Below are 23,008 nucleotides of genomic sequence, written 5' to 3'. Positions count from 1 at the left end.
TTTATTCTTTTTCTAAAAATATAATAACTTTGAAAATATACAAACGGTGATGTATTGGTTTGCGCTGTCGGGAGACTTTGCTTAGTAGAGCTGCTAGCTTTCAATATTTATATTAATTGTCTTCTTGTGACAGAGTTTTCTTGATTCAAATAAACAATATGTAAATCCTCTGTTGTCATTAAATTCACGCCATAAATATCCGTCAATATCCGAATATTTTTCTTTTACCAATTTTTTAAAATGTAACCCATTGTCAAAGTCAGTCAGTCGTTGTCCAAACAAACTAATATGCTCATAATTTGAGTTGGAATGAACTTTCAAATTTTTAATAATGTCAAATTTTTTCTTGCTGTCTGCTTCTTTCTCTGCGGCTTCAAAAATATTTTTCAGCTGTCCAAAATGGTTGTTGTTCTCGTAGGTTTTAAAGTCACTCGTTAAAACGTCAATGCATAAGTCGTGCAACAAGCACAGCATTTGATAAATATTAAATCTATTACTAAAATCAATTAGTTTCAATTTTTGTGTTTTAGTAGTTGTCAAAAAGTATTCTGGTTTAGAATGTTTTTTTGCTGAACATTTTCCTAAATCATTTGCTATGTCCAAAGAATCAGTAAAGAAAAATAGTTCTGCTTTATTTTTATGTCCGTGTTCCTCAGTATCATACTCACAACTCAAAAAATCAGTATCCCAATTTGTCGGTGGCTTTGATATGTCGTAGCGATATAATGTAAGATTAATTTCTTTTGTCATTCAATTTATCTGTACTATACTAAGAATTTCTTCGCAATTATATTTTTCAGTCGGGTTGTCAGTCAAGTCAATTCTAACAACAAAAAAATACGGTTCTGTGTAACCTCTTGGGTCTTGTTGGTGTCCTGCGTATGCGTTTTGCAAAATACCCCGAATTGTCCTGTCGTCTGTAAGAGTAATTAGAACATTGTTATTTCCAAATTCCTCAATTGCACCTAATACTTGTTGTAATGTCATTTTATATTATATTTAGTCTTTTATAATTTGGCGGCTATGTATTCTGTGATGAAAAGCAAATTTAAACTGTTAAATTTTACTATGCAAATTTGGAAATATTAATCTAAAGGATTCACATCTGCTAGCACGAGCGAGACGCTCGCGCTTAAATAAAAGATGAACCGTAATACAAATTTTGCATATTAATTCAAATAGATAATGTGGACACGAGCAAGATGCTCGCGCCAGCGATGTCAATAAAACTTGGTTTGCCCCGTCGGGACTTCCGGCGATGAGAACTAGACTCGGTTTGCGCTGTCGGAACTTCCGACGATGAGAACCAGACTTGGTTTGCCCTGTCGGGATTTCCGACGATAAGAACTAAACTTAGTTTGCGCCGTCGGAACTTCCGACGATAAGAATTAGACTTGGTTTGCACTGTCGGGATTTCCGACGTTAAGAACTAGACTTGGTTTGCCCTGTCGGAACTTCCGACGATGAGAACTAAACTTGGTTTGCGCCGTCAGGACTTCCGACGATAAGAACTGAACTTGGTTTGCGCTGTCGGAATTTCCGACGATAAGAACTAGACTTGGTTTGCGCCGTCGGGACTTGGGACGAGGTGAATTTGTTTTCGTTTAGGTTTTACAAATTCATTGAAAATTTAAAATTCATTTCAGAAAAAATAAAAATAAAACTTAACAGATTCGCTTTTACTCAAATTGAACAAAAAATAAATTTCAAACATAGAAAAGGACATTACTTTACCCTAAAAATCATCTTTTATATCCTAAAATAAATATAGACAATGTCTTAAGATTTTTATATTTTTGTAGCAAAATAAAAACAATATGAAACGTTTCTTTTTTCTAACAATTTTATCGGTACTATTTCTTGTAAGTTGTAAAAAAGACGCTGTAGATGGTGAAAGTACTAAGGCTTTCCAAGAAAGTATTAATGATATGACATCATCTCTTCCTACTCTTCAGCAGATTAAATTTAATGAAGCTTTATATATCTTAAAAACTTTCGGTGTAGAAGCAGATGGAGACTTGGCAGAACTAAAAGCTCTGGCAAAACTTCTGGATGGCAAAAAAGTACCCGAAATTTTTGCAATGGCAGACAAAGTTGCCAAAGAAAATGGCATCAACTGGGCTAGCACAGCACCTCCGTCATTAGGAGAGATGAATATTTTCCAAAATATTACGCCATCCGAGAGAGACCCTAATGATATTGTGGCGTCTTCTATTCAAATTAATGTAAATCCGGTTTCTGTAGATACTATTGTAGGGGCAAAAGCAATGATGGTAGTGCCAAGATTATTGGATGGAAACGGCAATAAAGTTGATTTTGATAAAGCTGCTTTAGAAGCTATTATGGTAATCTCTAGTCAAGGAGAAAAAATTATGACTTCTAAAAATCTAATGCAAAGTAATACTTTCAAAGGGTTCTATGTAAGTTTCGCTTCTTTGCCAAAAGATAAAATTATTGATGAAAAAATAGATATTAAAATCACTATTAAAACATCTAAGAAAACGTTAGAAATGACGAAAATGGGAGTTCCTGTGAATGGAAAAGCACTTCTAGAACCAGAAGTTGTAACAGACGGAACAGAAACAGACCCGAATGCTGTAAACCCAGATGGAACACCTGTAGAAGCAGGAAAAATTTTGGGAGACCCAAAAAATACTGTCGTTAATTTCCTTAGCAATCTAAACAGTCAAAATCTAAAAGGAGCATACAGCCAAGCAGAAAATCCGAACTGGGGAAGCTACGAAACGTTCTCTAATCCGAATTCGGGTTTTGGAACTGTAAAAAAACTTGATGTAAAAAGTGTTGACACAAAATCTAACGCAAACAATACTGCAAGTGTAAGTGCTACCTATACTGTAACCGACAAAAACGGAAACTCTACAGAATTAGATGTTTCTTACGGACTAAAAGCTACAGAAAATGGCTGGAAAATTACCAGCTACAAAATCAATTCTTCTCAAAAAAAATAAATTTAAAAAAGTATAATGGCTTCCATAGAACTAATTGAAAAACTAGAACAAACCATTCAAAACATCCCTGATTTTCCTCTCGAAGGAATTCAGTTTAAAGATATCACTCCAATATTCCTAGACCCAAAACTCTACGAAGAAGTGATAGCAGATTTGGCAAAATTTAGCAAAGAAAAAGTAGATGTAGTTTGCGGCATTGAAAGTAGAGGTTATCTTTTCGGTATTGCAATTGCGGTTGCGCTAGAAGTTCCTTTTGTTTTAATTAGAAAAAAAGGCAAATTGCCACCTCCTTTTGTTTCAGAAAAATATGACTTGGAATATGGAACTGCCGAAATAGAAATGAAAACAGGACAATTGAAACCAGGGCAAAGAGTTCTTATTCACGATGACTTGTTAGCAACCGGCGGAACAACAGAAGCTGCTGCTAAATTGGTAGAAAAACAAGGTGCTAAAGCCACTCAATTTAGTTTTTTAATCGGTCTTAAAGATTTAAACGGAGAGAAAAAACTAGAACAATTCAATGCCGAAGTTTATAGTATTCTTAACTATTAATACATTCAAAAAAAAAATAGAAAGAACATCGGATTATTATTCGGTGTTTTTTTGTGCACTAAGATGAATGATTTTTAATAAATGTATTTTCATTTTTTGTAATTTTATAGAGAATATGTTTTTATGAAAAGATTTTCAGAGCTTTATAAGAGAATTGCCATACTCACCTTAGCAATTTTCATATTTATCATTTTCGGAACTATAGGTTTTATACATTCTGAAGGATTAAACCTTTTGGATGCTATTTGGTATAGTGTAATGACGCTTACAACAGTGGGATTTCAAGTACCAAATAATTTTTCAGACGAAGGAAAAGTAATCACCATTTTTCTGATGCTATTTGGCGTAGGAGCAGTTTTGTACGGATTAACAGCACTTTCATTAGAAATATTCAGTGGAAATATTGGCAAAGAATATAAATTTAATCTCATTAAAAAAAGAATGAAAAATTTAGAAAATCACATCATCATTTGTGGCTTCGGAAGAAACGGAAGACAAGCTGCCAGAAAATTGATTCTCCATAAAAAGCCCTTTGTAATTATTGATAAGAAACCATTAGAAAACAGAGATGATGAATTTGCAGATACCATTTTCATTCATGGTAATGCTATTGAAGATGACATTCTGAAACAAGCCGGCATAGAAAAAGCATCTGGAATTATAGCTTCTCTTCCTTCTGATGCAGACAATTTATTTATTGTGATTTCGTCTAAAGAACTTAATCCTAAGATAAAAGTGATAAGCAGAGCTTCTAACAGCAATACCATTAAAAAACTAAAAACAGCAGGCGCCGAAAATGTAATAATGCCTGACAAAATTGGTGGCGAACACATGGCTTCGCTTCTTATAACGCCAGATTTGGTAGAATTTATAGACAGTATTGTATTAGAAGGAACAAAAAAAATAAACGTTTTAGAAATCTATACCGATAAGCTTCCTACTCAATTTATAGGAAAAAAAATAGAAGACCTAAGTATTTTCCCGAAAACAGGTTGCAAAATAGTTGGCTATAAAGATTCTGTTGGAGAATATCTTATAAATCCCGATGAATCTAAAATAATTGAAGAAAACTGTTGTATTTTCGCATTGGGACAACCGCATCAGATTGAAGAATTACAAAAAATTTATCCTCAAGATTAATTTTAAACGAAAATAAATTCAAATTGCTGAAAAACCACTGAAAATAAATATTGTATATCACATCAGAAACTATTATTTTTGCATTTCAATTTTAAAATTATGACAGACAAGCATAAAAGCAAAAAGCAATTAGAAAACGAAGGAAAAGAAACCGTTGAAATATTTCAAGACTTAGACCAAACGGCTCTAAAGACGGAAATGTTTATTGAAAAATATGCTAAACAAATCGGGATTATTTTTGGTCTTTTAGTCTTAGGCGTTTTAGGATATTTTGCATATCAACAATTTGTAGAAAACCCGAAAAACGAAGAAGCTACAATTAGCTATTTAGCAGCTCAAAAGAATTTATCTGAAGGTAAAGAAGATTTAGCTCTTGGTGGCAAATCTGCCGCAAACCCAGGTTTCAAAGGAACTTACGAGCAATATTCTGGTACGGCTGCTGGTAAACTTTCTGCTTACAATGCAGGTCTTATTAAATTTAAAGAAGGAAAATATCAAGAAGCTTATGATTTGTTAGACAAATTTAGCTCTGATAATAAAATATTAATGGCGTTAAAATATGGCGCAATGGGAGATGCTCTTGCAAATCTTAACAAAAGCGAAGATGCTCTTTCTATGATGGATAAAGCTGCTAGTGCTTCAGACGATGCATACACAAGCTATTATTTCACCAAAAAAGCAGGTCTTCTAGCTTTGGCTCTTAAAAAGAATGATGATGCTAAAAAATATTTCTCTACAATCGACGAAAAATATCAAGATTACGACGGAGGAACTTCTGACGCTTACATCGAAATGGTAAAAAACTTTTAAAAAAATAAAATGGCAACTGTAAATCTTTCGGATTACAAACCATTACAAATTACAAATGCTGATTCTTTTAGAATCGGCATTGTTGTTTCAGATTGGAATGATTTTGTAACCTACAACCTTAGAGACGCTGCAATAGAAATTCTTGAAAAAGAAGGCGTAAAAAAGGAAAACATAGAAATATTCCCTGTTCCGGGAGCTTTTGAACTTAATTTTGCTTCAATGCAACTTTGTGCAGCAGAAAACCACGATGCTGTAATTGCAATTGGATGTGTAATTAGAGGCGAAACACCTCATTTCGACTACGTTTGTAGCGCTGTAGCTCAAGGCATCAAAGATTGTAATGTAATGACCGATACTCCGGCAATTTTTTGTGTTTTAACAGACGACACCAAAGAACAATCTATCGCTAGAAGTGGCGGCAACTTGGGTAATAAAGGTGTAGAAGCTGCCGTTACTGCACTTAGAATGATTGAATTTAAAAGAAATTTGAATAAATAATTTCATTATTTTTGTCAAAGAAGCTTTTAAAAGCAAAAACACGCTAACCTCAAATTTTTAGAAATGTATTTACAAAAAATAAAACCTTTCCTTACACTAGGAATCTTCTACCTCATTGTTTCATTTCTATTGAGGCTAGTATTTGTTTTTCATCCTATTACTACAGACCATTTTAGCATTGGAGACATCTTAAAAGTGGCTTCCATTGGTTTGGTAAATGATATTTTTGTATTCACATTAGCCAGTAGTTTTTTGGCACTTTATTTTTTGTTTTTATCTAATGGGAAATACGAAAATCCATTAGGCAAAATCATTTTAGGACTCTTTGCACTTGCATTTTTGTACGTTTGGCTTACTCCGAACAATATTTTTAAACAATATGGAGGAAGCGTAATCGAAATTGTCCTTATTTTCTTAGGTTTAAAAACTATCCTTTTTGCATTGATGCTTTTTTTACCTAAAAACAGACTGAAAATTAGAAATTCGTTATATTTCATCACTTTATTTATTTACGTTTTATTGATTATTTTCAATGCGGTAAGTGAATATTTTTTCTATAATGAATTTGGTGTTCGTTATAATTTTATTGCGGTAGATTATCTTATTTACACCAACGAAGTAATCGGGAATATTATGGAAAGTTATCCTATTATTCCGTTGTTTTCGATTATTTTCATCATAACAGCATCGGCAACTTGGTTTATTTATAAGAAAACAAAAGATACTTTAATAGACCTTCCGAATTTTAAACAAAAAATCGTTTTATTATTCAGTTTCATTATTTTAGCAACGATAAGTATTTTCGTAATTCCGAAAATTTCGTATGAAAAAGGCAATACTTTCGAAAAAGAAATTGCTGCTAATGGAATGGTTAAATTCTATGAAGCTTTCACCAATAATACTTTAGATTTTTTCAAATTCTATCCAACAATAGACGAATCTCTCGCCGAAAAAAATGTACTTTCTGCGCTTGGAATCAATTCTTTAAACAGAAAAGTAACGTCTGAAATTCAGCCCGAAGTTCACAAGAATGTAGTTTTAATTTCTATAGAAAGTTTATCCGCAGATTTCTTAAAATTATATGGCAACAAAGACGGAATTACTCCTTTTTTAGATTCTTTGTCTCAACAAAGTTTAGCTTTCACCAATCTTTATGCTACTGGGAATAGAACTGTTCGTGGTTTAGAAGCGCTTACACTTTGCATTCCGCCAACTGCAGGAGAAAGTATCATAAAAAGAGAAAACGAAAATAAAAATAAATTCACTACAGGAAGTGTTTTCAAATCAAAAGGCTATACTACTAAATTTTTATACGGAGGTTATAGCTATTTTGATAATATGAAAGATTTTTTTGGAGGAAATGGTTATCAAATTGTAGATAGAGATAATTTTAAACCAGAGGAAATTACTTTTGCGAATGTTTGGGGAGTTTGTGATGAAGATATGGCTAAAAAAGCCATTTCTGAGATGAACAAAGATGCCAAAACTGGAAAACCATTCTTTCATCATTGGATGACGGTTTCTAACCACCGTCCTTACACCTATCCCGAAGGAAAAATAGACATTTCACCCACTTCAAAATCTAGAAATGGAGGTGTAAAATATACCGATTATGCTTTGAAAAAGTTTTTCGAAATGGCAGCTAAACAAGATTGGTATAAAAATACCGTTTTTGTAATCGTAGCAGACCATTGTGCTTCTAGCGCAGGAAAAACAGAACTTCCGATGGATAAATACAGAATCCCTGGGATGATATTCGCTCCTGATTTTATTAAACCAGAAAAATTCAGAACGGTAGCTTCTCAAATAGACCTTATGCCTACTCTATTTGGATTATTACATTTTAATTATGATTCTAAATTTTTAGGACAAGATGTTTTCTCCAAAAACTATGTTCCTAGAGCTTACATAGCAACTTATCAGGACTTAGGTTTTGTAAAAGACAATTACTTAACCGTTATTTCTCCTACAAAAAAAATAAAACAATATCAACTTTTTCAAAAAGAGAATAAAGACCAAATTCAAGAATATAATATTTACTACACCGAAAATCTAGTCTCTGAGATTGCTAGAAAAGATTTAGAAGAGCAAACCATTTCTTCTTTCCAAGCAACCAGTTATTGGTTAAAAGAAAAAAAACTCAATAAGTAAATTTTTATTATTTTTATAAATAAATTATAAAAGTAATAATTATGAAATGGACAAACGATAGAGCAGATAATGTAGAAGACAGACGTGGCTCTGGCGGTGGCGGAATGTTAGTAGGAGGCGGACTTGGCACACTTATCATCGCAGCAATTATATTCTTTTTAGGAGGAGACCCTTCTTCTGTTTTAAGTGGAGGTTTAGAAAATAGTGCACCTACAGAACAAAGACAATTAACCAAAGAAGAATTACAAATTAAAGAATTTGTGAGAATGCTTTCTTTTGAGAACAATGAAACTTGGACTAAAATTTTCTCCGAAAACGGTTTGCAATACGAAAAACCAAAAATTGTTCTTTTCGAAAATGTAACACAATCTGGTTGTGGAACTGCGCAATCTTCTATGGGACCTTTTTATTGTCCTGCAGACCAAACCGTTTATATGGATATGAGTTTTTTTGGTGAACTTCAAAGTAAATTTGGCGCAAAAGCTACAGAATTTACCGTTGCTTATGTAATGGCACACGAAATTGGACATCATATTCAAACATTGCTTGGAACGACTCAAAAAGTTGACCAACAAAGAAGAAGCGGGCAATATTCTGAAGGAGAAATGAATAAAATTTCTGTAGCTACAGAATTACAAGCAGATTTTTTTGCTGGTGTTTGGGCAAAACAAACCAATAACAGAGAACATTTCTTAGAACCTGGAGATATAGAAAGTGCTATGGAAGCAGCTGCAGCGGTAGGCGATGATAATATTCAAAAAAGAAGTACTGGCTATGTAAATCAAGAAGCTTTTACACATGGAAGCTCTCAACAGCGAGTAGAATGGTTTACAAAAGGTTATGATACTGGAGACATAAGAGAAGGAAATACGTTTGAACAACTTTTAAAATAATAAAAAACCAAATCCCGAAAAAATCGGGATTTTCATTTAATATTTTGAAAACAATCGACGCTCGCTTCGCTCGCGCCAATCCTTTATTTTAAACCTTTAAAAAACTCCCACATTACAATTCCTCCACAAACTGAAACATTAAGAGAATGTTTTGTTCCCAATTGTGGAATTTCGAGGCAAACATCTAAATCCGTTAAAATTTCATCAGAAATTCCTTCCACCTCATTTCCTAAAACCAAAGCATATTTTTTGGATTGATCAATCTCAAAATCTGTAATCATCACAGAATTAGTGGTTTGCTCAATCCCCACCACTTCATAACCAATTGTTTTTAAATCAATTACCGCTTCTTTCACACTATCGTAAAATTGCCAATCTACACTTTCTGTAGCACCAAGAGCAGCTTTGTGAATTTCTCTGTGAGGTGGTTTTGGAGTAATTCCGCACAAAATAATTTTTTCTACCAAAAAAGCATCAGCCGTTCTGAAAGCCGCACCAACATTATGCATACTTCTAATGTTATCTAAAACCACTACCAATGGAATTTTCTCCGTCTTTTTGAAAGTTTCTACATCAATTCTTCCAAGTTCTTCTAATTTAAGTTTTTTAGTCATTTTTAGGTTTTAAATAAATTATTTGTTGTACGTTTTTTTCAATATTTTGCGCCATTTGTTCGGTAGGCAAATCATTTTCATCGTTACTGAAAGGATCTTCTATTTCTTCTGCAATTAATTCTAAACTCATCAAAACATAAAACACAAAAACGGTAAGCGGAATCATAGCATAGCCAACCGTTGCAACCTGAGAAAGTGGTAAAATTAAGACATAAGTGAGAATAAATTTTTTGACAAATGAAGAATAAGAAAACGGAATTGGCGTATTTTTGATTCTCTCGCAACCACCACAAACTTCTAAAAATCCACTTAATTGCTTATCCAAAAAAATCATTTGTTCTCCCGAAATTTTATCTTCTCTATGCAAATGCAAAATCCTATTCATCATCATATTAACAAGCGAAACTGGCGGATGCTGAGCTTTTTCGGCATCATATAACTCGTTATAACTTTCGTCTAAAGCAAATTCTGTAGATTCTTTAGATAAATGCCTGCTCAATAAATGCGGGAAATAAGAAATACTTTTTCTAAAAAAAGAACGATTATAATCATCATCATTTGCTAGAATAGCATTAATTTTTATCGCAAAATTCCTTGAATCATTTACCAATTGTCCCCATAGTTTTCTACCTTCCCACCATCTGTCGTAAGCAGTATTTGTCCTGAAAACCAATAACAAAGACAATACAAAACCCAACAAAGAATAGATTAAAGAAAGGTCTTTTAGGAAGTGATTTTCGTTAATTTCGAAAACTTTTAGTTCTATAAATGCCACAATACAAGAATAAATCCCCATTACAAGCATCGGTAAAAAAAGCTTTTTTATGGTTTCACTTTTACTGATTCTGAAGAGTATTCCGAGCCAGTTTTTGGTATCATAATATTTCATAATTTTTTGAGCAAAGGCAAATTTTAAGTACTTTTGAGCAAAATTAAGGTTTTAATTTACAATCTCAAATTTCAATTTTTCAGAATGGCAAAGAAAGAAACTCCGTTAATGACTCAGTACAATACAATTAAGGCAAAATATCCTGATGCTTTATTGCTTTTTAGAGTGGGAGATTTCTACGAAACCTTCGGGCAAGATGCTATCAAAACATCACAAATTTTAGGAATTGTCCTTACCAAAAGAGCCAACGGAGAAGGTCATATAGAATTAGCGGGGTTTCCTCATCATTCTGTAGATTCTTACTTACCAAAATTGGTAAGATCTGGAATGCGTGTTGCGATTTGCGACCAATTGGAAGACCCAAAAATGGTGAAAGGAATTGTAAAACGAGGCGTTACAGAATTGGTAACTCCTGGCGTTACGTTCAACGAGCAAGTTCTTAATTCTAAAAAAAATAACTTTTTGCTTTCTCTTCACAAAGAAAAAGAGAAATTCGGAATGGCTTTGGTTGATATTTCCACAGGAGAATTTTTGGTTGCTGAAGGCAATTTAGAGAAACTTTTACACCTAGTTCATACTTTTGATCCTTCGGAAATTATCTATCAAAGAACTGCCGAAATTCCTTCTCAACTTAAAAACAAAAACTGTTTTAAGCTAGAAGATTGGGCATATCAGTTCAATTTTGCCTACGAAAAACTTAATTCTCACTTCAAAACAAAATCTCTAAAAGGTTTCGGAATTGAAGAACAAAAATTGGGAATAACAGCAGCTGGAGCTATTTTCGCGTATTTAGTAGAAGACACTCATCACGCTCTTTTACAGCACATTACCAAAATCAAAAACATTCCTCAAGATGATTATTTGATGATGGACAATTTCACTTTAAGGAATTTAGAAATTGTACATTCAAGTAGTTTTCAAGGGAAATCTTTGCTCGATATTATTGATAAAACATCCACAGCAATGGGAGGAAGATTGCTTCGCCGAAGATTGATTTTGCCTTTAAAATCCGTCAACGAAATCAACAGAAGACTTTCTCTAATTGAATTTTTTAATAAAGAAGATTCTTTAAAATTTGAAATCCTCGATTTATTAAAAGGAATTTCAGATTTAGACAGATTAATAGGAAAACTCGCTGCCGAAAAAATTTCACCGAAAGAACTCGGTTATCTTCGTCAGAGTTTAATAAATATTCAAAAAATAAGAGAATTATTGAGTTCTCATCACGATTTTTTGGCTTGGCTAGAACCTTTGAACAATTTAGAAGAACTCATTTCTTATCTTCTAAATCATTTGAATGAAGAATTGCCTGTAAACCTCAACAAGGGAAATGTCATCAAATCTGAAGTTTCGGAAGAATTGGACAGATTGAGAAATCTTCAAAGCAAAGGCAAAGGTTTCTTAGACGAAATGTGCCAAAGAGAAATCGAAAGAACGGGAATTTCTTCTCTTAAGATTGATTTCAACAATGTTTTTGGATATTATATTGAAGTTAGAAACACCCATAAAGACAAAGTTCCGGAAGATTGGATTAGAAAACAAACTTTGGTAAATGCCGAACGTTATATTACCGAAGAATTAAAGGAATATGAAACGCAAATTTTAGGTGCTGAAGAAAAAATTTCACAAATTGAGCATCAATTGTACCGCCAAGTTTGTGATAATGTCTTAATTTATATTGACCAAATTCAAGAAAATTCTGGTTTAACGGCTCAAATTGATTGTGCTGTGGCACTTTCAGAACTTTCTATTTCAGAAAATTATACCAAACCTATCCTCAACGAAACTTTTTCAATTGACATTAAAGAAGGAAGACATCCGATTATTGAAAAATCTCTTCCTTTGGGAGAAAAATACATCCCGAATGATGTTTTTTTGGACAAAGATTCTCAACAAATCATCATGGTTACTGGACCAAACATGGCGGGTAAATCTGCGATTTTGAGACAAACTGCCATTGTTTGTTTGTTGGCACAAATAGGAAGTTTTGTTCCTGCAAAACATGCTGAAATTGGGATTTTAGACAAAATTTTCACCAGAGTTGGCGCTACTGATAATATTTCTGCGGGAGAATCTACTTTTATGGTAGAAATGAACGAAGCAGCGAATATTTTGAATAATATTTCGGAGAGAAGTCTTATTTTGTTAGACGAAATCGGGCGTGGAACTTCTACTTATGACGGTGTTTCCATTGCTTGGGCAATTGCAGAATATCTTCATCAACACCATACACAACCGAAAACACTTTTTGCCACACATTACCACGAACTCAACGAAATGAGTGTGAATTTTGAGAGGATTAAAAACTTCCATGTTTCCATAAAAGAGAACAAAGGAAATATTATTTTCTTGAGAAAGTTGGTTTCTGGCGGAAGCGAACACAGTTTCGGGATTCACGTTGCTAAATTAGCAGGAATGCCTTCTACAGTAGTAAATCGTGCGTCTGAAATTTTAAAAACTTTGGAAAATTCTCGCTCTAACAGTGGTTCTACCGAAAAAATAAAACGAGTAACCGAAGAAAATCTACAACTTTCTTTCTTCCAATTAGACGATCCTGTTTTAGAAAATATTAGAGAAGAACTCACAAAAATTGACATTAATACTTTAACGCCGATTGAAGCATTGATGAAACTGAATGCGATTAAGAAAATGATTGGGAAATGAAAAATTTCAAATTTGAACAAATAAAAGTCTTGTTAATATTGAGTTTCTTAATATTAGTTCTTCACTTTTTTATTATGTTCATAGGTAATTTTCCTGGTGGACAATATGGAATGGTTCCCTTTATATTAATAATTGGATTACCAATTTATATAATAATTTTAATTGTTATTTTGTTTTTATTGAATCTTTTCAAAATAATTCTTTCTCCTGTAAAAGTAGCATTATTATATACTATTATTTATCTTTTCTTCTTTTCTATAGATGGAGGACTTTCAGATCAAGGAATGATAGAATTATTTGTCTATCCGTCAATTATATCTTTAATAGGTTTTCTAGCTGTTAATTATTTAATAAGTGAAAATTGATTAAATTATTCAAAAACAACAGGAAAAGAAACCTCCACTTCTGAATATACTTTTTTACCATTTTTGATGGCTGGCTTCCATTTTTGGTTGATTTGTTTTGCGGCTTTTAAAAATTCCTTTTTTGCTTCTGGATAAAAAGATTCACAATCTATATTTTTCACTTTTCCTTTTTTATCAATTTTATAAATCAACTTTATAACAGTATCTTCATCAATATCAAGAGAATCAACACTGATTTTGGAATAGATTAATTTCTTCAATTGTTTTTCTCCTTCAATAAATTCAGCTTTTCTATCTTGACTAAAAATGAATCCACTTAAAATTAAAGTGAAAAATAAAATTAGTTTTTTCATATTATATTACTCAAAATTCATGGTTAAAGGCATTTTATAACGTTGTCTTACAGGTTGTTTATTGATAAGAGCAGGTTTCCATTTAATGTTTATTTTCTTTACTGTATTAATGGCTTCCCAATTAAAACTAGAATTTTGACCAACCGCCTTAACGCTAGAAATTGTTCCGTCTCGTTCTACAATAAATGAAATACTGGTTTTAACAACTCTCGTATTTGCTTTTACATTGTTTGCATTAAATCTTTGGCTAAAAATATTTCTGAAGGCATTTAAACCTCCTGGGAACGTAGCATCTTTATCTACTTTTTCATAAATCTCATGCGGACTATTCTTTGCTCTTGAGTTGGTTTGTCCAAAAGAAAATCCTGTAAAAAGTATGGCTACAAAAAGAATAAATTGTTTCATTAGTTTTTTTATCAAAGATAAATGTTTAAAATATTTTCCACAAAAAAAGACATACAAAATTGTATGCCTTTTAGTTATTTTTAATACTATTTAAAATTCATTGTAAGAGGAAATCTCAGTAAATAACGAACAGACAAATTATTTACAGTTGCAGGTTGGTATTTTGCTTTTATTGAACTTAATGTTCTTTCTGCTTCTGCATTAAATTCTGCATTATCTCCCACTGCTTTTATTCTATTAACAGAACCATCAGGCTCTACAACAAAATAAATAGTGGTTTTGAGAGTTGCATTTGACACTTTAATAGCCATAGAATCAAAATTTTCTGAAAATTTACTTCTGAATTCGTTTAAACCTCCCAGGAATTCTGGCTGTTTTGTAACTACAAAAACCAAAGTGTTGCAATCAACAACTTTTTTCACTTCTTCAGGTACATCTTGCGGAGTTAAAGGCTTTACCTGACCAAAGCCTAAAAAGCCAAAAAAAATGGCTAGTAATAAAATAAATCTCATCATGTTGTGTTTTGTTTATCAAAGGTAAACATTTATGAGGTTTAATTACAAATTTTTTATCGCCACCATTTTTTTGTTTATAGTAGAAGTTCTAATTGCCACCAAACTGGCTTATATAGATTGGCTAAGAGCTTATTTTGGAGATGTATTGGTGGTGATTTTAATTTATACTTTTATTCAAACATTTTTTAAAATAGATAAAACCAAAACTATTTTTGGGGTTTTTATTTTTGCTTGCGCCATAGAATTTGCACAATATTTTCATTTTGCAGAACTCCTTGGTTTAAAAGAAAATAAAATTGCGATGATTGTCCTCGGAAATTCTTTTTCTTGGATTGATATATTGTGTTATACTTTTGGGTGTTTAATAATTTTTGTTTTTCATATTATCTACCAAAAGTATCATAATGGTCTTCAGCATAAGAAATAAATCTTGTTAATAGCACTATATTTTCTTTTTCTAAAGGCGTTAATTCTGCATCTACATTATTAGAAACAGGAACATACCAATCTGTATATTCAAAGAAATTACGGTAGGTCTGTTTTTTAAAAGAATATCCGTGTCTTGCATAGATTGCATTCTTAATAATTTCCAAATCTAATTTTCTAAGATTTTTAATCTGCTTTTCAGAAAGTTTTTCTTTGGAAGCATTTATCTTATACACTGCATCCGAAGCACTTCTGTAAGAGGTAATCTCATAATATTGTGTTTTGCCTTCATCATCTACATAACTTTGTTTTTTCGATTTTCCATTTTCCCAATCTACAGGATTTTCTTCTTCATAATCTTCTACATTTCCTTTTTTTAGCATAAAATCTGGATTATAATTAAAATCTCTTTTTCTAAGAAGAACCTTTTTTTCAGGACTTTTCACATATTTAGATTGATATGCAAGCCAACTGCCGTTAAGACTGTCTTTTTTTAATTTTAATTCAAATTTACCATCAGATTTATCTGTTCCATCTTCATTTAAAACAAACTTTGAAAGTTTTTCATCAAAAGTTCCTCTAAATTTTCTTTGATTTCCATTCACAACACTATAACCATACACACTATCTTTGGTAATTTTAGTAAGTTTTATACTTAATTTTTTAGTACTAAAATCAGCCTCTCCATATTTATTTAAATTTTCTTCAGTGTCTTCCATAAAAAAATCTCCAGTATAAATTCCATACAGCTTTTTATGAATTTCTTGAATTTTAACTTCTTCTTTTTTTATAGTTTTTTGTTCTGGTTTTTCTTCTTTTTTGCAAGAAAACAAAACCAAACTCATTACAATTAATAGAACATTTTTTTTCATGATTATATAATTTTTTTTCTTATTAGAATTTCTGTCAAAATAATATTTGGAACCCAGCCAAGCCAAGCTATTATCTCATAAACATCCATAGGATTTGGATGAAAAAAATACACCAAAACCACTTTCCATACTCTTAATGTAATTGCCGAAACCGCCAAAGCAAAGCTTCTGTACATCCATTTTTTATGATTTTCAAAATTTTTCTTTTTTATTTCTAAATACGCTTTATAAGTGGTAAGCCACCAGAAAATACCCAAAATTAAAAATGAAATTTTGGCAAGGAAACCACCATTAGCATAAAATCCCATATAAATTCCAGAAGGAGCTGCCAATAAAAGCAATAAAATAACATAAATTTTTCCAAAAAATCTGTGCAAGTTTTTAAAATACCGATTTGGCTTTACAAAAACAGATATAAAACCAGACAAAAGCACAAAAATACTTGAATAGACATGAGTGTAAAAAAAATATAAATATTCGGGATGAGTGTTAACTTCAGTTTGTTTAATCATTAAGAAACTCACATCTGCTTTTGTTGGGATATATTCTAAAGTTAATTTTAGCATCAGCCAAAAAAAATATCCACTTATTAATACCAGTAGAATTTTAAGAAAAATGTTTGTTGAATAAATTGTTTTTTGCATCGATTAAAAATACTAATTTCCTAATAAATAAGTTATACTTTTGCTAAAACGTTCTAAGAAGATGAAATATTTTTTTCTAACTATATTCTTTTCAATTTTGGGTTTTTCTCAAACCGAAACTTATCAATTTCCCAAAATACAAAGTTCGGTTTCCATTCCTATTGCTTTGCCTATTTCCGAAATACAAAGATTAGTAAATCAACAAATTACAGGCATACTTTACGAAGATAAAGATTTTGAAAACAATAACAACGACCAACTAAAGACCAAAGTTGAAAAAGATGGAAACATTGCCATAAAAGCTCTTATAAACAACCGATTAATGTTCTCTGTTCCTCTGAAAATTTGGGCACAAAAAGGCTTGGGAACTTTAGGAATTTACACTTATCAAGAAACCAATTTTAAAGTAGTAATGAATTTTATTTCAACGCTAGATTTTCAACAAAATTGGAGTTTGAAAACCAATACCACAACCGCAGGTTTCGTGTGGAAAGAAAAACCAGTTTTAGATTTCGGGAAAGTTAAAATTCCACTTACATCTATTATTGAAGGAATTCTCACCAAACAACAAAAAGGATTTACAAGCATAATTGATGCTCAAATTCAACAAAAAATGAACATGCAACCCTACTTAGTGATGGCTTGGAACAATTTTTCTGCGCCAATACAAGTTTCCGAAGAATACAATACTTGGCTGAAAATTACGCCTCAAACATTAAAAATGTCTCCTTTGGAAGTTTATGCAGACAAAATAAAATCTACCATTTCGGTTAACCTTTTTTCTGAAACTTTCACAGGCATAAAACCCAATGCCAATCCTGCCGTTATCTCAATTCCGAATTATATTCCTGCACAAAATTTAGGAAGCAATTTCGTAATGAAAACCACTGCCAACATTCCTTTTTCTGAAGCAAATTCCATTGCAAAAAAGCAATTCCAGGGCAAAGAATTTGATGTAGAAAAAAGCAAAATAAAAGTAGAAAATATCAATATTTATCCTGAAAACGAATTGGTTGTTATCGAAATTCAAACCTCCGGAAAAGTAAACGGAACTTCTTTCATTAAAGGAAATCTGGTTTATGATGCTGCAAAACACAAAATTGGTTTTACCAAAACAGATTTCAGATTAAAAACTAAAAATATCTTACAAAAATTAGCTTCTTCTTTATTTGAAGGAAAAATTGTGAGAATGATAGAACAAGACTATGGAATTCCGCTTCTAGACATCGAAAATTCTTCTAAAAAAAGTATAGAAGAAAGCTTCAACAAAGAATATCAAAAAGGATTAAAATTACAAGGAAAAGTTCTGAGTTTAAAACCTACTCAATTCATCGTAAACCCAGAATATATCACGACTGTTATTGACATTAATGCTAATCTAAATTTAAAAATTGAGGGATTGAGTTTTTAGAATTTCACGCAAAGAACGCAATGTTTTTCGCAAAGAATGCAATGTTTTATAAAATAAAAATCCTTGATTTTTGGTTCTTTTCATCAAGACAAACCTAACGCAGTGGTTCGGCGAAGCCAAAAGAACAATTAATATTTAGAATTCAAATCCTGTGCAATAAGCCACGCTTCACTCCAACACGCCTGGAAATTAAATCCTCCAGTTACCGCATCAATATTCAGAACTTCACCAGCAATGTAGAAATTTTCTAAAATTTTAGACTCCATAGTTTTGAAATCAATTTCTTTCAATTCTACACCTCCTGCTGTTACAAACTCGTCTTTGAAAGTAGATTTTCCTTTTACTTGCATTAGATTTTCACAAAGATTTTCTAGAATTTTCTGGAGTTCTTGCTTGTTGATATGCGAAATATTTTTCTCTAAATCTACTTTTGAAAGCCAAAGAATTCTGTGCCAAAAACGTGAAGTAATGTCGAAAATTTTAGAATTTCCAATTGTTTTTTTAGGATTTTCTTCTCTATAATTTTTAAAAATTTCTTCGGCTTGTTCTTTGTCAATACCAATGAAATTTACTTTAATATCAAAATTATATTTCAAATCTGCGAGTTCTCTCGCTTTCCAAGCAGAAAGTTTCAAAATTGCAGGGCCAGAAAGTCCCCAATGTGTAATGAGAAGCGGTCCAGATTCTTCCATTTTCAATTTGGGAATAGAAACCTCAGCATAAGGAAAACTTGTTCCCATTAAATCTTTCAATACCTCATTTTTTATGTTAAAAGTAAATAATGAAGGAACTGGAGAAACAATTTTATGTCCCAAATTTTCTATCATTTTCAAAGATTTCGGCGAACTTCCCGTGGTATAAATTACATAATCTGTGAAGATTTCTCCTTCTTTTGTGATGATTTTATAACCTATTTCTAATTTCTGAATTTCTAAAACTACAGTTTGAGTTTTAATTTTGAAATTTTTAACTTGAACTTCTTTCAAAAAACAGTCTATAATTGTCTGTGAAGAATTGCTTTCAGGGAAAATTCTATTATCGTTTTCAATTTTAACCGAAACATTTCGTTTAGAGAACCAATCCATTGTATCACCTGGTTGAAATTTACTAAAAACGCTCATCAATTCTTTATTTCCTCTTGGATAAAATTTCACCAATTCTCTAGGGTCAAAGCAAGCATGAGACACATTACATCTTCCTCCGCCAGAAATTTTCACTTTTTGCAGCGTTTCGCTGTTTTGTTCTAAAATCGTTACGTTGAATTTATTTTCGTCTAGGTTTGCAGCACAAAAAAAACCTGCAGCGCCACCTCCAATTATTGTAATTTTCTTTTTCAAGATTTTCTTTAAATTTTTACAAATTTAGTATAAATAAGGCGTTTTGAAACTTTAAATTCTTAATTTTGAGACCTAAAAAATTTTAAAATGATTTATTACCATAAATTTGAAGTTCGTTGGAGCGACATAGATGCTAACAGACATTTGGCAAATTCTTCTTATGTACAATACTGTGCACAAGCAAGAATGGCGTTTATGAACAAGCACAAAATGGGAGTTGCACAATTGAATAGATGGGGAATTGGCCCTGTAATTTTGCACGAAAGATATTCGTTTTTCAAAGAAGTGTATGCAGACCAAGAAGTAATTGTCTCTCTGGAAATTTCAGGAAGTTCTGAAGACGCAAGCATTTATCAATTTACGCACAAATTCTATTTACCAGACGGCACACATTGTGCGACAGCCGAAGCAACGGGAGTTTGGATTGATATGATGCTGAGAAAAACTACTACTCCACCAGACGACATTTTGGAAGTAATGAATGAATTTAAAACTGAAAAAACAAAATTATTATCCAGAGAAGACATTAAAGCATTGCCTTTCCGTCCGGAAAATATTGATGCCAGTTTAATGGATTTGAATCGTTAATTTTTTAATAATTGATGATAGATGATTAATCAATTATCTATCATCAAACATCAACTATAAATTATGCTCGAAGAAAAAAAACCTCAATTAACACCAATTTCAGAATTAGGAGAATTTGGTTTGATAAAACATTTAACCGAAAATTTCCCAATAAAAAATTCATCAACAGAACATTCAATTGGCGATGATGCTGCTATTATTAATCCTGAAGGCAAAAAAGTGGTGGTAACCACAGATGTTTTGGCAGAAGGTGTACATTTTAATTTGGGATATGTTCCTTTAAAACATTTGGGCTACAAAGTTGTAGTGGTAAACTTAAGTGATATTGCTGCAATGAACGCTGTTCCTACACAGATTTTGGTTTCTATGGCTGTTTCTAATAGATTTCCTGTGGAAGCTTTAGATGAGATTTATGACGGAATTTTCACAGCTTGCGAAAAATACAATGTAGATTTGGTAGGAGGAGATACTACAAGTTCTACTTCGGGTTTAGTAATTACCATTACTGCAATTGGTTTAGAAAATTCTGAAAATTTAGTCACCAGAAATGGCGCAAAACCCAATGATTTACTGGTTGTGACAGGAGATTTAGGAGGAGCTTACCTTGGTTTACAAATTTTGGAAAGAGAACATTCGGTTTATCTAGCAAATCCAAATATGCAACCAGAAATGGAAGGTTATGATTATATTTTGGAAAGGCAATTAAAACCTGAAGCAAGAACAGACATCAAAAAAACGTTAGAAGAACTAGACATAAAACCGACTTCTATGATTGATGTTTCAGACGGTTTGGCTTCAGAAATTCTGCATCTTTCTGACCAAAGTAAAGTTGGTTTCAGATTATACGAAGAAAAAATTCCTTTAGATACACTCACCATTACTACTGCTGACGAATTTAACCTTAACCCTGCAATGTGCGCTTTAAGTGGTGGCGAGGATTATGAATTGCTTTTCACCATTTCTCCAAATGATTTTGAAAAACTGAGAAATCATCCAGATTTTACGGTAATTGGTCATGCTGTAGATTTGGAACAAGGGAATTTTATGGTTTTACGAGGAAGCAATGAATTGGCGCAAATTACAGCACAAGGTTGGGATGCTTTTTTGAAGAAATAGAAAATCTACCTCTAATTCACGAATATTTCTTTACAATTTTTAAATTAGTGGCAATAAATTATTAAAAATGGCACATTTTACACTTCTACCAACTTTAATTGTCATCACTTTTATAGGAGTAGTTTTGTACAAACATTATATAAAAAAAGAAAAGCAAGATTTGAAATCTTCTTTTCTTTTTGTTTTATTTTTCGTGGCAATTTGGGGATTGCTGTATTATTTTGTTTTTAGTTGAATTTATCCACAACCAGACTCGCAAAAACTTTTGGATGAATGAGTTCTTCCATGTTTACAGAGATGTCATTTTCTTCAATTACAGGTTTTTCAAACTCTTTTTCGTTAAAGAATTTTAAGTTCCAATTTCCTTTATTATATTCTAACCAAGAAAGATTTTCTATCCAATCTCCAGAGTTAAGATAATGAACACTTCCTTTTTCGGTGGTCAAAATTTTATCTGCTGGCTGATGAATATGCCCACAAATTACATAATCATACTTGTTATCAATTGCTATTTCTGTAGCTTTTTTCTCAAAATCGCCAATAAATTTCACGGCTTCTTTCACCGAATTTTTCACTCTTTTGGAAAGCGAAACTTTTCCTTTACCAAATTTTTCTAAAATCCAATTGATGGCTCTATTTACCAAAATCAACCAATCATAACCAATTCCGCCCAATTTTGCAATAAATTTTGCCGAACCAGAAGTGGTATGATCAAAAACGTCTCCGTGAAAAATCCAATGTTTTTTCCCTTCAATTTCTAACAAATATTTATCGGTAAGAGAAAGATTTCCCATCGACAAATCGGTATATTTCCTCAAAAATTCGTCGTGATTTCCTGTGATGTAAATCACTTGAGTTCCTTTTTTCATCATTTTGAAAAATTCACTCAAAACAGACATGTGAGCATTGGGAAAATATCTTTTAGAAAAAGCCCAACCATCAATTACGTCTCCGTTTAAAATTAACAATTTAGGGGAAACACTTTTTAAAAAAGCAACTAATTCTTTTGCATGACAGCCATAAGTTCCCAAATGAATATCAGACAAAACGATTACTTCTACCTCGCGTTTATTTTTTGCCATAGAAAGTTTTCGTAAAATTAATCTGGCAGTATTAATTGGTGATTAACAGAATTTTAAATAATTTTCACGCAAAGTCGCAAAGAAATCGCAAAGCTCGCAAAGGTTTTAAATTTGTTTTTACTTAATCTTTGTAAATTTATATAGATAGCAAATTTATTCAAAATTCATAGTTAAGGGCATTTGAAAAACTGATTTTACAGGAACTCCATCTTTTTCTGCAGGTTTCCATTTTCCTTTTTCTGAAATTTTATAAAACGTAATCAATGCTTCTTGATTAAAATCAAAATCACTTCCTTCCGCAATTATATTAGAAACTTTTCCATTTTCATTTATCAAAAATTTCACCACACATTTTATAGTTCCTTTTCCTCCTTCCAATTCAGACGCATCAAAATTTTCTGAAAATAAGTTTCTGAAACCAGACATTCCCGTTTCGTATTCCGCTTCTTTAGTGAAATCCCTAGGAATGGAATTGAAATCAATGTTAATATCATCCTTTTGAATAAAATCTATTGCTTTTTTATAGGATTCTTTTCTAAATTTATTTACTGCTGCTATTTCTTGCTGTCTTTCTTCTGGAAATTTCTTTTTATATTTTTTTTCAATTGCTCTATATTTTTCACCTACAATTTTATCAATTTTTGCAAATTCCGAAACTTGAGAATAATAAATTGTAAATACTAATAAAAATAGAGTTAAAAATACCTTTTTCAT

General features: G+C 31.8%; 26 protein-coding genes. 14 read left to right on the top strand and 12 right to left on the bottom strand.

The features are described 5' to 3' along the window. Nucleotides 1-93: 93 nt before the first annotated feature. Together QM746_RS03155 and QM746_RS03150 are read right to left on the bottom strand one after the other, a co-directional pair. On the bottom strand, nucleotides 94-750 hold the full coding sequence (locus QM746_RS03155) for a hypothetical protein (RefSeq protein WP_414982888.1): 657 nt from the start codon (nucleotides 748-750) through the stop codon (nucleotides 94-96). Next, a complete protein-coding gene (locus tag QM746_RS03150; protein WP_414982887.1) occupies nucleotides 751-987 on the bottom strand; it encodes a hypothetical protein in 237 nt (78 codons plus the stop codon). An 830-nt stretch (nucleotides 988-1,817) separates the two neighbouring features. Between QM746_RS03150 and QM746_RS03145 the strand changes: the two genes are divergently transcribed. From QM746_RS03145 to QM746_RS03115, 7 genes are all read left to right on the top strand, one after another. After that, on the top strand, nucleotides 1,818-2,969 hold the full coding sequence (locus QM746_RS03145; RefSeq protein WP_414982886.1) for a hypothetical protein: 1,152 nt from the start codon (nucleotides 1,818-1,820) through the stop codon (nucleotides 2,967-2,969). Nucleotides 2,970-2,984: 15 nt separating this feature from the next. Then, nucleotides 2,985-3,521, top strand: a complete 537-nt coding sequence (locus QM746_RS03140) for an adenine phosphoribosyltransferase (RefSeq protein WP_414982885.1) — start codon at nucleotides 2,985-2,987, stop codon at nucleotides 3,519-3,521. Between the two features lie 123 nt (nucleotides 3,522-3,644). Further along, nucleotides 3,645-4,661 (top strand): potassium channel family protein, encoded by a 1,017-nt coding sequence (locus QM746_RS03135; RefSeq protein ID WP_414982884.1) that lies wholly within the window; start codon nucleotides 3,645-3,647, stop codon nucleotides 4,659-4,661. Between the two features lie 99 nt (nucleotides 4,662-4,760). Continuing rightward, a complete protein-coding gene (locus QM746_RS03130; RefSeq protein ID WP_414982883.1) occupies nucleotides 4,761-5,471 on the top strand; it encodes a tetratricopeptide repeat protein in 711 nt (236 codons plus the stop codon). Between the two features lie 9 nt (nucleotides 5,472-5,480). Beyond that, nucleotides 5,481-5,969 carry a 6,7-dimethyl-8-ribityllumazine synthase gene (ribH, locus tag QM746_RS03125; protein WP_414982882.1) on the top strand — a complete coding sequence of 163 codons (489 nt, stop codon included), beginning with the start codon at nucleotides 5,481-5,483 and terminating at the stop codon, nucleotides 5,967-5,969. Nucleotides 5,970-6,032: 63 nt separating this feature from the next. Beyond that, a complete protein-coding gene (locus tag QM746_RS03120) occupies nucleotides 6,033-8,120 on the top strand; it encodes an LTA synthase family protein (protein WP_414982881.1) in 2,088 nt (695 codons plus the stop codon). A gap of 41 nt (nucleotides 8,121-8,161) precedes the next feature. Next, on the top strand, nucleotides 8,162-9,013 hold the full coding sequence (locus tag QM746_RS03115; protein WP_414982880.1) for a neutral zinc metallopeptidase: 852 nt from the start codon (nucleotides 8,162-8,164) through the stop codon (nucleotides 9,011-9,013). 83 nt (nucleotides 9,014-9,096) lie between these two features. On the opposite strand, the gene QM746_RS03110 is transcribed toward QM746_RS03115, so the two are convergent. Then, nucleotides 9,097-9,627, bottom strand: coding sequence for an RNA methyltransferase (locus tag QM746_RS03110; RefSeq protein WP_414982879.1), 531 nt, complete (start codon nucleotides 9,625-9,627; stop codon nucleotides 9,097-9,099). Beyond that, the gene (locus QM746_RS03105; protein WP_414982878.1) at nucleotides 9,620-10,516 is read right to left on the bottom strand and encodes a bestrophin family protein; all 897 of its coding nucleotides are present in this window, start codon (nucleotides 10,514-10,516) and stop codon (nucleotides 9,620-9,622) included. The genes QM746_RS03110 and QM746_RS03105 overlap by 8 nt, the downstream gene beginning before the upstream one ends. Before the next feature lie 84 nt (nucleotides 10,517-10,600). Here QM746_RS03105 and mutS point away from each other — a divergent pair, with 84 nt between their 5' ends. Together mutS and QM746_RS03095 are read left to right on the top strand one after the other, a co-directional pair. Continuing rightward, complete coding sequence (gene mutS / locus QM746_RS03100) at nucleotides 10,601-13,180, top strand: DNA mismatch repair protein MutS (protein WP_414982877.1); 2,580 nt, start codon at nucleotides 10,601-10,603, stop codon at nucleotides 13,178-13,180. Next, the gene (locus tag QM746_RS03095) at nucleotides 13,177-13,545 is read left to right on the top strand and encodes a hypothetical protein (protein WP_414982876.1); all 369 of its coding nucleotides are present in this window, start codon (nucleotides 13,177-13,179) and stop codon (nucleotides 13,543-13,545) included. Before mutS ends, QM746_RS03095 begins: the two co-directional genes overlap by 4 nt. Nucleotides 13,546-13,550: 5 nt before the next feature. Here QM746_RS03095 and QM746_RS03090 read toward each other — a convergent pair whose 3' ends face one another. The 3 genes from QM746_RS03090 to QM746_RS03080 form a co-directional block, all read right to left on the bottom strand. Beyond that, on the bottom strand, nucleotides 13,551-13,898 hold the full coding sequence (locus QM746_RS03090) for a hypothetical protein (RefSeq protein ID WP_414982875.1): 348 nt from the start codon (nucleotides 13,896-13,898) through the stop codon (nucleotides 13,551-13,553). Between the two features lie 6 nt (nucleotides 13,899-13,904). Beyond that, entirely contained in the window at nucleotides 13,905-14,303 is a 399-nt protein-coding gene (locus tag QM746_RS03085; RefSeq protein ID WP_414982874.1) for an energy transducer TonB, read from the bottom strand. Between the two features lie 86 nt (nucleotides 14,304-14,389). After that, complete coding sequence (locus QM746_RS03080; RefSeq protein ID WP_414982873.1) at nucleotides 14,390-14,818, bottom strand: energy transducer TonB; 429 nt, start codon at nucleotides 14,816-14,818, stop codon at nucleotides 14,390-14,392. Nucleotides 14,819-14,849: 31 nt separating this feature from the next. Here QM746_RS03080 and QM746_RS03075 point away from each other — a divergent pair, with 31 nt between their 5' ends. Further along, nucleotides 14,850-15,245: a DUF2809 domain-containing protein gene (locus QM746_RS03075; RefSeq protein ID WP_414982872.1), complete on the top strand. Its 396-nt coding sequence runs from the start codon at nucleotides 14,850-14,852 to the stop codon at nucleotides 15,243-15,245. Here the strand turns inward: QM746_RS03075 and QM746_RS03070 are convergent. Then, entirely contained in the window at nucleotides 15,202-16,116 is a 915-nt protein-coding gene (locus QM746_RS03070) for a YARHG domain-containing protein (protein WP_414982871.1), read from the bottom strand. The genes QM746_RS03075 and QM746_RS03070 overlap by 44 nt on opposite strands. A gap of 2 nt (nucleotides 16,117-16,118) precedes the next feature. Continuing rightward, a complete protein-coding gene (locus QM746_RS03065) occupies nucleotides 16,119-16,682 on the bottom strand; it encodes a DUF2306 domain-containing protein (RefSeq protein WP_414982870.1) in 564 nt (187 codons plus the stop codon). Nucleotides 16,683-16,821: 139 nt separating this feature from the next. Here QM746_RS03065 and QM746_RS03060 point away from each other — a divergent pair, with 139 nt between their 5' ends. Then, on the top strand, nucleotides 16,822-18,171 hold the full coding sequence (locus tag QM746_RS03060; RefSeq protein WP_414982869.1) for a DUF4403 family protein: 1,350 nt from the start codon (nucleotides 16,822-16,824) through the stop codon (nucleotides 18,169-18,171). A gap of 128 nt (nucleotides 18,172-18,299) precedes the next feature. Here the strand turns inward: QM746_RS03060 and QM746_RS03055 are convergent, their stop codons facing one another. Continuing rightward, nucleotides 18,300-19,508 carry an NAD(P)/FAD-dependent oxidoreductase gene (locus tag QM746_RS03055; RefSeq protein WP_414982868.1) on the bottom strand — a complete coding sequence of 403 codons (1,209 nt, stop codon included), beginning with the start codon at nucleotides 19,506-19,508 and terminating at the stop codon, nucleotides 18,300-18,302. Between the two features lie 87 nt (nucleotides 19,509-19,595). Between QM746_RS03055 and QM746_RS03050 the strand changes: the two genes are divergently transcribed. The 3 genes from QM746_RS03050 to QM746_RS03040 all read left to right on the top strand — a co-directional run bounded on the left by QM746_RS03050 (nucleotide 19,596) and on the right by QM746_RS03040 (nucleotide 21,447). Continuing rightward, nucleotides 19,596-20,096, top strand: a complete 501-nt coding sequence (locus tag QM746_RS03050; protein ID WP_414982867.1) for an acyl-CoA thioesterase — start codon at nucleotides 19,596-19,598, stop codon at nucleotides 20,094-20,096. 63 nt (nucleotides 20,097-20,159) lie between these two features. Then, the gene (gene thiL, locus QM746_RS03045) at nucleotides 20,160-21,212 is read left to right on the top strand and encodes a thiamine-phosphate kinase (protein WP_414982866.1); all 1,053 of its coding nucleotides are present in this window, start codon (nucleotides 20,160-20,162) and stop codon (nucleotides 21,210-21,212) included. Nucleotides 21,213-21,279: 67 nt separating this feature from the next. Next, nucleotides 21,280-21,447 carry a hypothetical protein gene (locus QM746_RS03040; RefSeq protein WP_414982865.1) on the top strand — a complete coding sequence of 56 codons (168 nt, stop codon included), beginning with the start codon at nucleotides 21,280-21,282 and terminating at the stop codon, nucleotides 21,445-21,447. On the opposite strand, the gene QM746_RS03035 is transcribed toward QM746_RS03040, so the two are convergent. Both QM746_RS03035 and QM746_RS03030 read right to left on the bottom strand, forming a co-directional pair. Continuing rightward, on the bottom strand, nucleotides 21,440-22,294 hold the full coding sequence (locus QM746_RS03035; RefSeq protein ID WP_414982864.1) for a UDP-2,3-diacylglucosamine diphosphatase: 855 nt from the start codon (nucleotides 22,292-22,294) through the stop codon (nucleotides 21,440-21,442). The genes QM746_RS03040 and QM746_RS03035 overlap by 8 nt on opposite strands. A 153-nt stretch (nucleotides 22,295-22,447) precedes the next feature. After that, nucleotides 22,448-23,008 carry an energy transducer TonB gene (locus tag QM746_RS03030; protein WP_414982863.1) on the bottom strand — a complete coding sequence of 187 codons (561 nt, stop codon included), beginning with the start codon at nucleotides 23,006-23,008 and terminating at the stop codon, nucleotides 22,448-22,450.

It is taken from the genome of Cloacibacterium sp., from assembly GCF_047601505.1.
GTDB lineage: Bacteria > Bacteroidota > Bacteroidia > Flavobacteriales > Weeksellaceae > Cloacibacterium.
This window is presented reverse-complemented; position numbering and strand designations above follow the sequence as displayed.

Coding starts and splice junctions, on each gene's coding strand:
- QM746_RS03065 (WP_414982870.1), bottom strand. CDS start 16,682: ATGCTAAAATTAACTTTAGAATATATCCCAACAAAAGCAGATGTGAGT.
- QM746_RS03135 (WP_414982884.1), top strand. CDS start 3,645: ATGAAAAGATTTTCAGAGCTTTATAAGAGAATTGCCATACTCACCTTA.
- QM746_RS03110 (WP_414982879.1), bottom strand. CDS start 9,627: ATGACTAAAAAACTTAAATTAGAAGAACTTGGAAGAATTGATGTAGAA.
- ribH (WP_414982882.1), top strand. CDS start 5,481: ATGGCAACTGTAAATCTTTCGGATTACAAACCATTACAAATTACAAAT.
- QM746_RS03060 (WP_414982869.1), top strand. CDS start 16,822: ATGAAATATTTTTTTCTAACTATATTCTTTTCAATTTTGGGTTTTTCT.
- QM746_RS03145 (WP_414982886.1), top strand. CDS start 1,818: ATGAAACGTTTCTTTTTTCTAACAATTTTATCGGTACTATTTCTTGTA.
- QM746_RS03040 (WP_414982865.1), top strand. CDS start 21,280: ATGGCACATTTTACACTTCTACCAACTTTAATTGTCATCACTTTTATA.
- QM746_RS03075 (WP_414982872.1), top strand. CDS start 14,850: ATGAGGTTTAATTACAAATTTTTTATCGCCACCATTTTTTTGTTTATA.
- QM746_RS03115 (WP_414982880.1), top strand. CDS start 8,162: ATGAAATGGACAAACGATAGAGCAGATAATGTAGAAGACAGACGTGGC.
- QM746_RS03080 (WP_414982873.1), bottom strand. CDS start 14,818: ATGATGAGATTTATTTTATTACTAGCCATTTTTTTTGGCTTTTTAGGC.
- QM746_RS03150 (WP_414982887.1), bottom strand. CDS start 987: ATGACATTACAACAAGTATTAGGTGCAATTGAGGAATTTGGAAATAAC.
- QM746_RS03130 (WP_414982883.1), top strand. CDS start 4,761: ATGACAGACAAGCATAAAAGCAAAAAGCAATTAGAAAACGAAGGAAAA.
- QM746_RS03030 (WP_414982863.1), bottom strand. CDS start 23,008: ATGAAAAAGGTATTTTTAACTCTATTTTTATTAGTATTTACAATTTAT.
- QM746_RS03105 (WP_414982878.1), bottom strand. CDS start 10,516: ATGAAATATTATGATACCAAAAACTGGCTCGGAATACTCTTCAGAATC.
- QM746_RS03090 (WP_414982875.1), bottom strand. CDS start 13,898: ATGAAAAAACTAATTTTATTTTTCACTTTAATTTTAAGTGGATTCATT.
- QM746_RS03050 (WP_414982867.1), top strand. CDS start 19,596: ATGATTTATTACCATAAATTTGAAGTTCGTTGGAGCGACATAGATGCT.
- QM746_RS03085 (WP_414982874.1), bottom strand. CDS start 14,303: ATGAAACAATTTATTCTTTTTGTAGCCATACTTTTTACAGGATTTTCT.
- QM746_RS03035 (WP_414982864.1), bottom strand. CDS start 22,294: ATGGCAAAAAATAAACGCGAGGTAGAAGTAATCGTTTTGTCTGATATT.
- mutS (WP_414982877.1), top strand. CDS start 10,601: ATGGCAAAGAAAGAAACTCCGTTAATGACTCAGTACAATACAATTAAG.
- QM746_RS03140 (WP_414982885.1), top strand. CDS start 2,985: ATGGCTTCCATAGAACTAATTGAAAAACTAGAACAAACCATTCAAAAC.
- QM746_RS03155 (WP_414982888.1), bottom strand. CDS start 750: ATGACAAAAGAAATTAATCTTACATTATATCGCTACGACATATCAAAG.
- QM746_RS03070 (WP_414982871.1), bottom strand. CDS start 16,116: ATGAAAAAAAATGTTCTATTAATTGTAATGAGTTTGGTTTTGTTTTCT.
- QM746_RS03120 (WP_414982881.1), top strand. CDS start 6,033: ATGTATTTACAAAAAATAAAACCTTTCCTTACACTAGGAATCTTCTAC.
- thiL (WP_414982866.1), top strand. CDS start 20,160: ATGCTCGAAGAAAAAAAACCTCAATTAACACCAATTTCAGAATTAGGA.
- QM746_RS03095 (WP_414982876.1), top strand. CDS start 13,177: ATGAAAAATTTCAAATTTGAACAAATAAAAGTCTTGTTAATATTGAGT.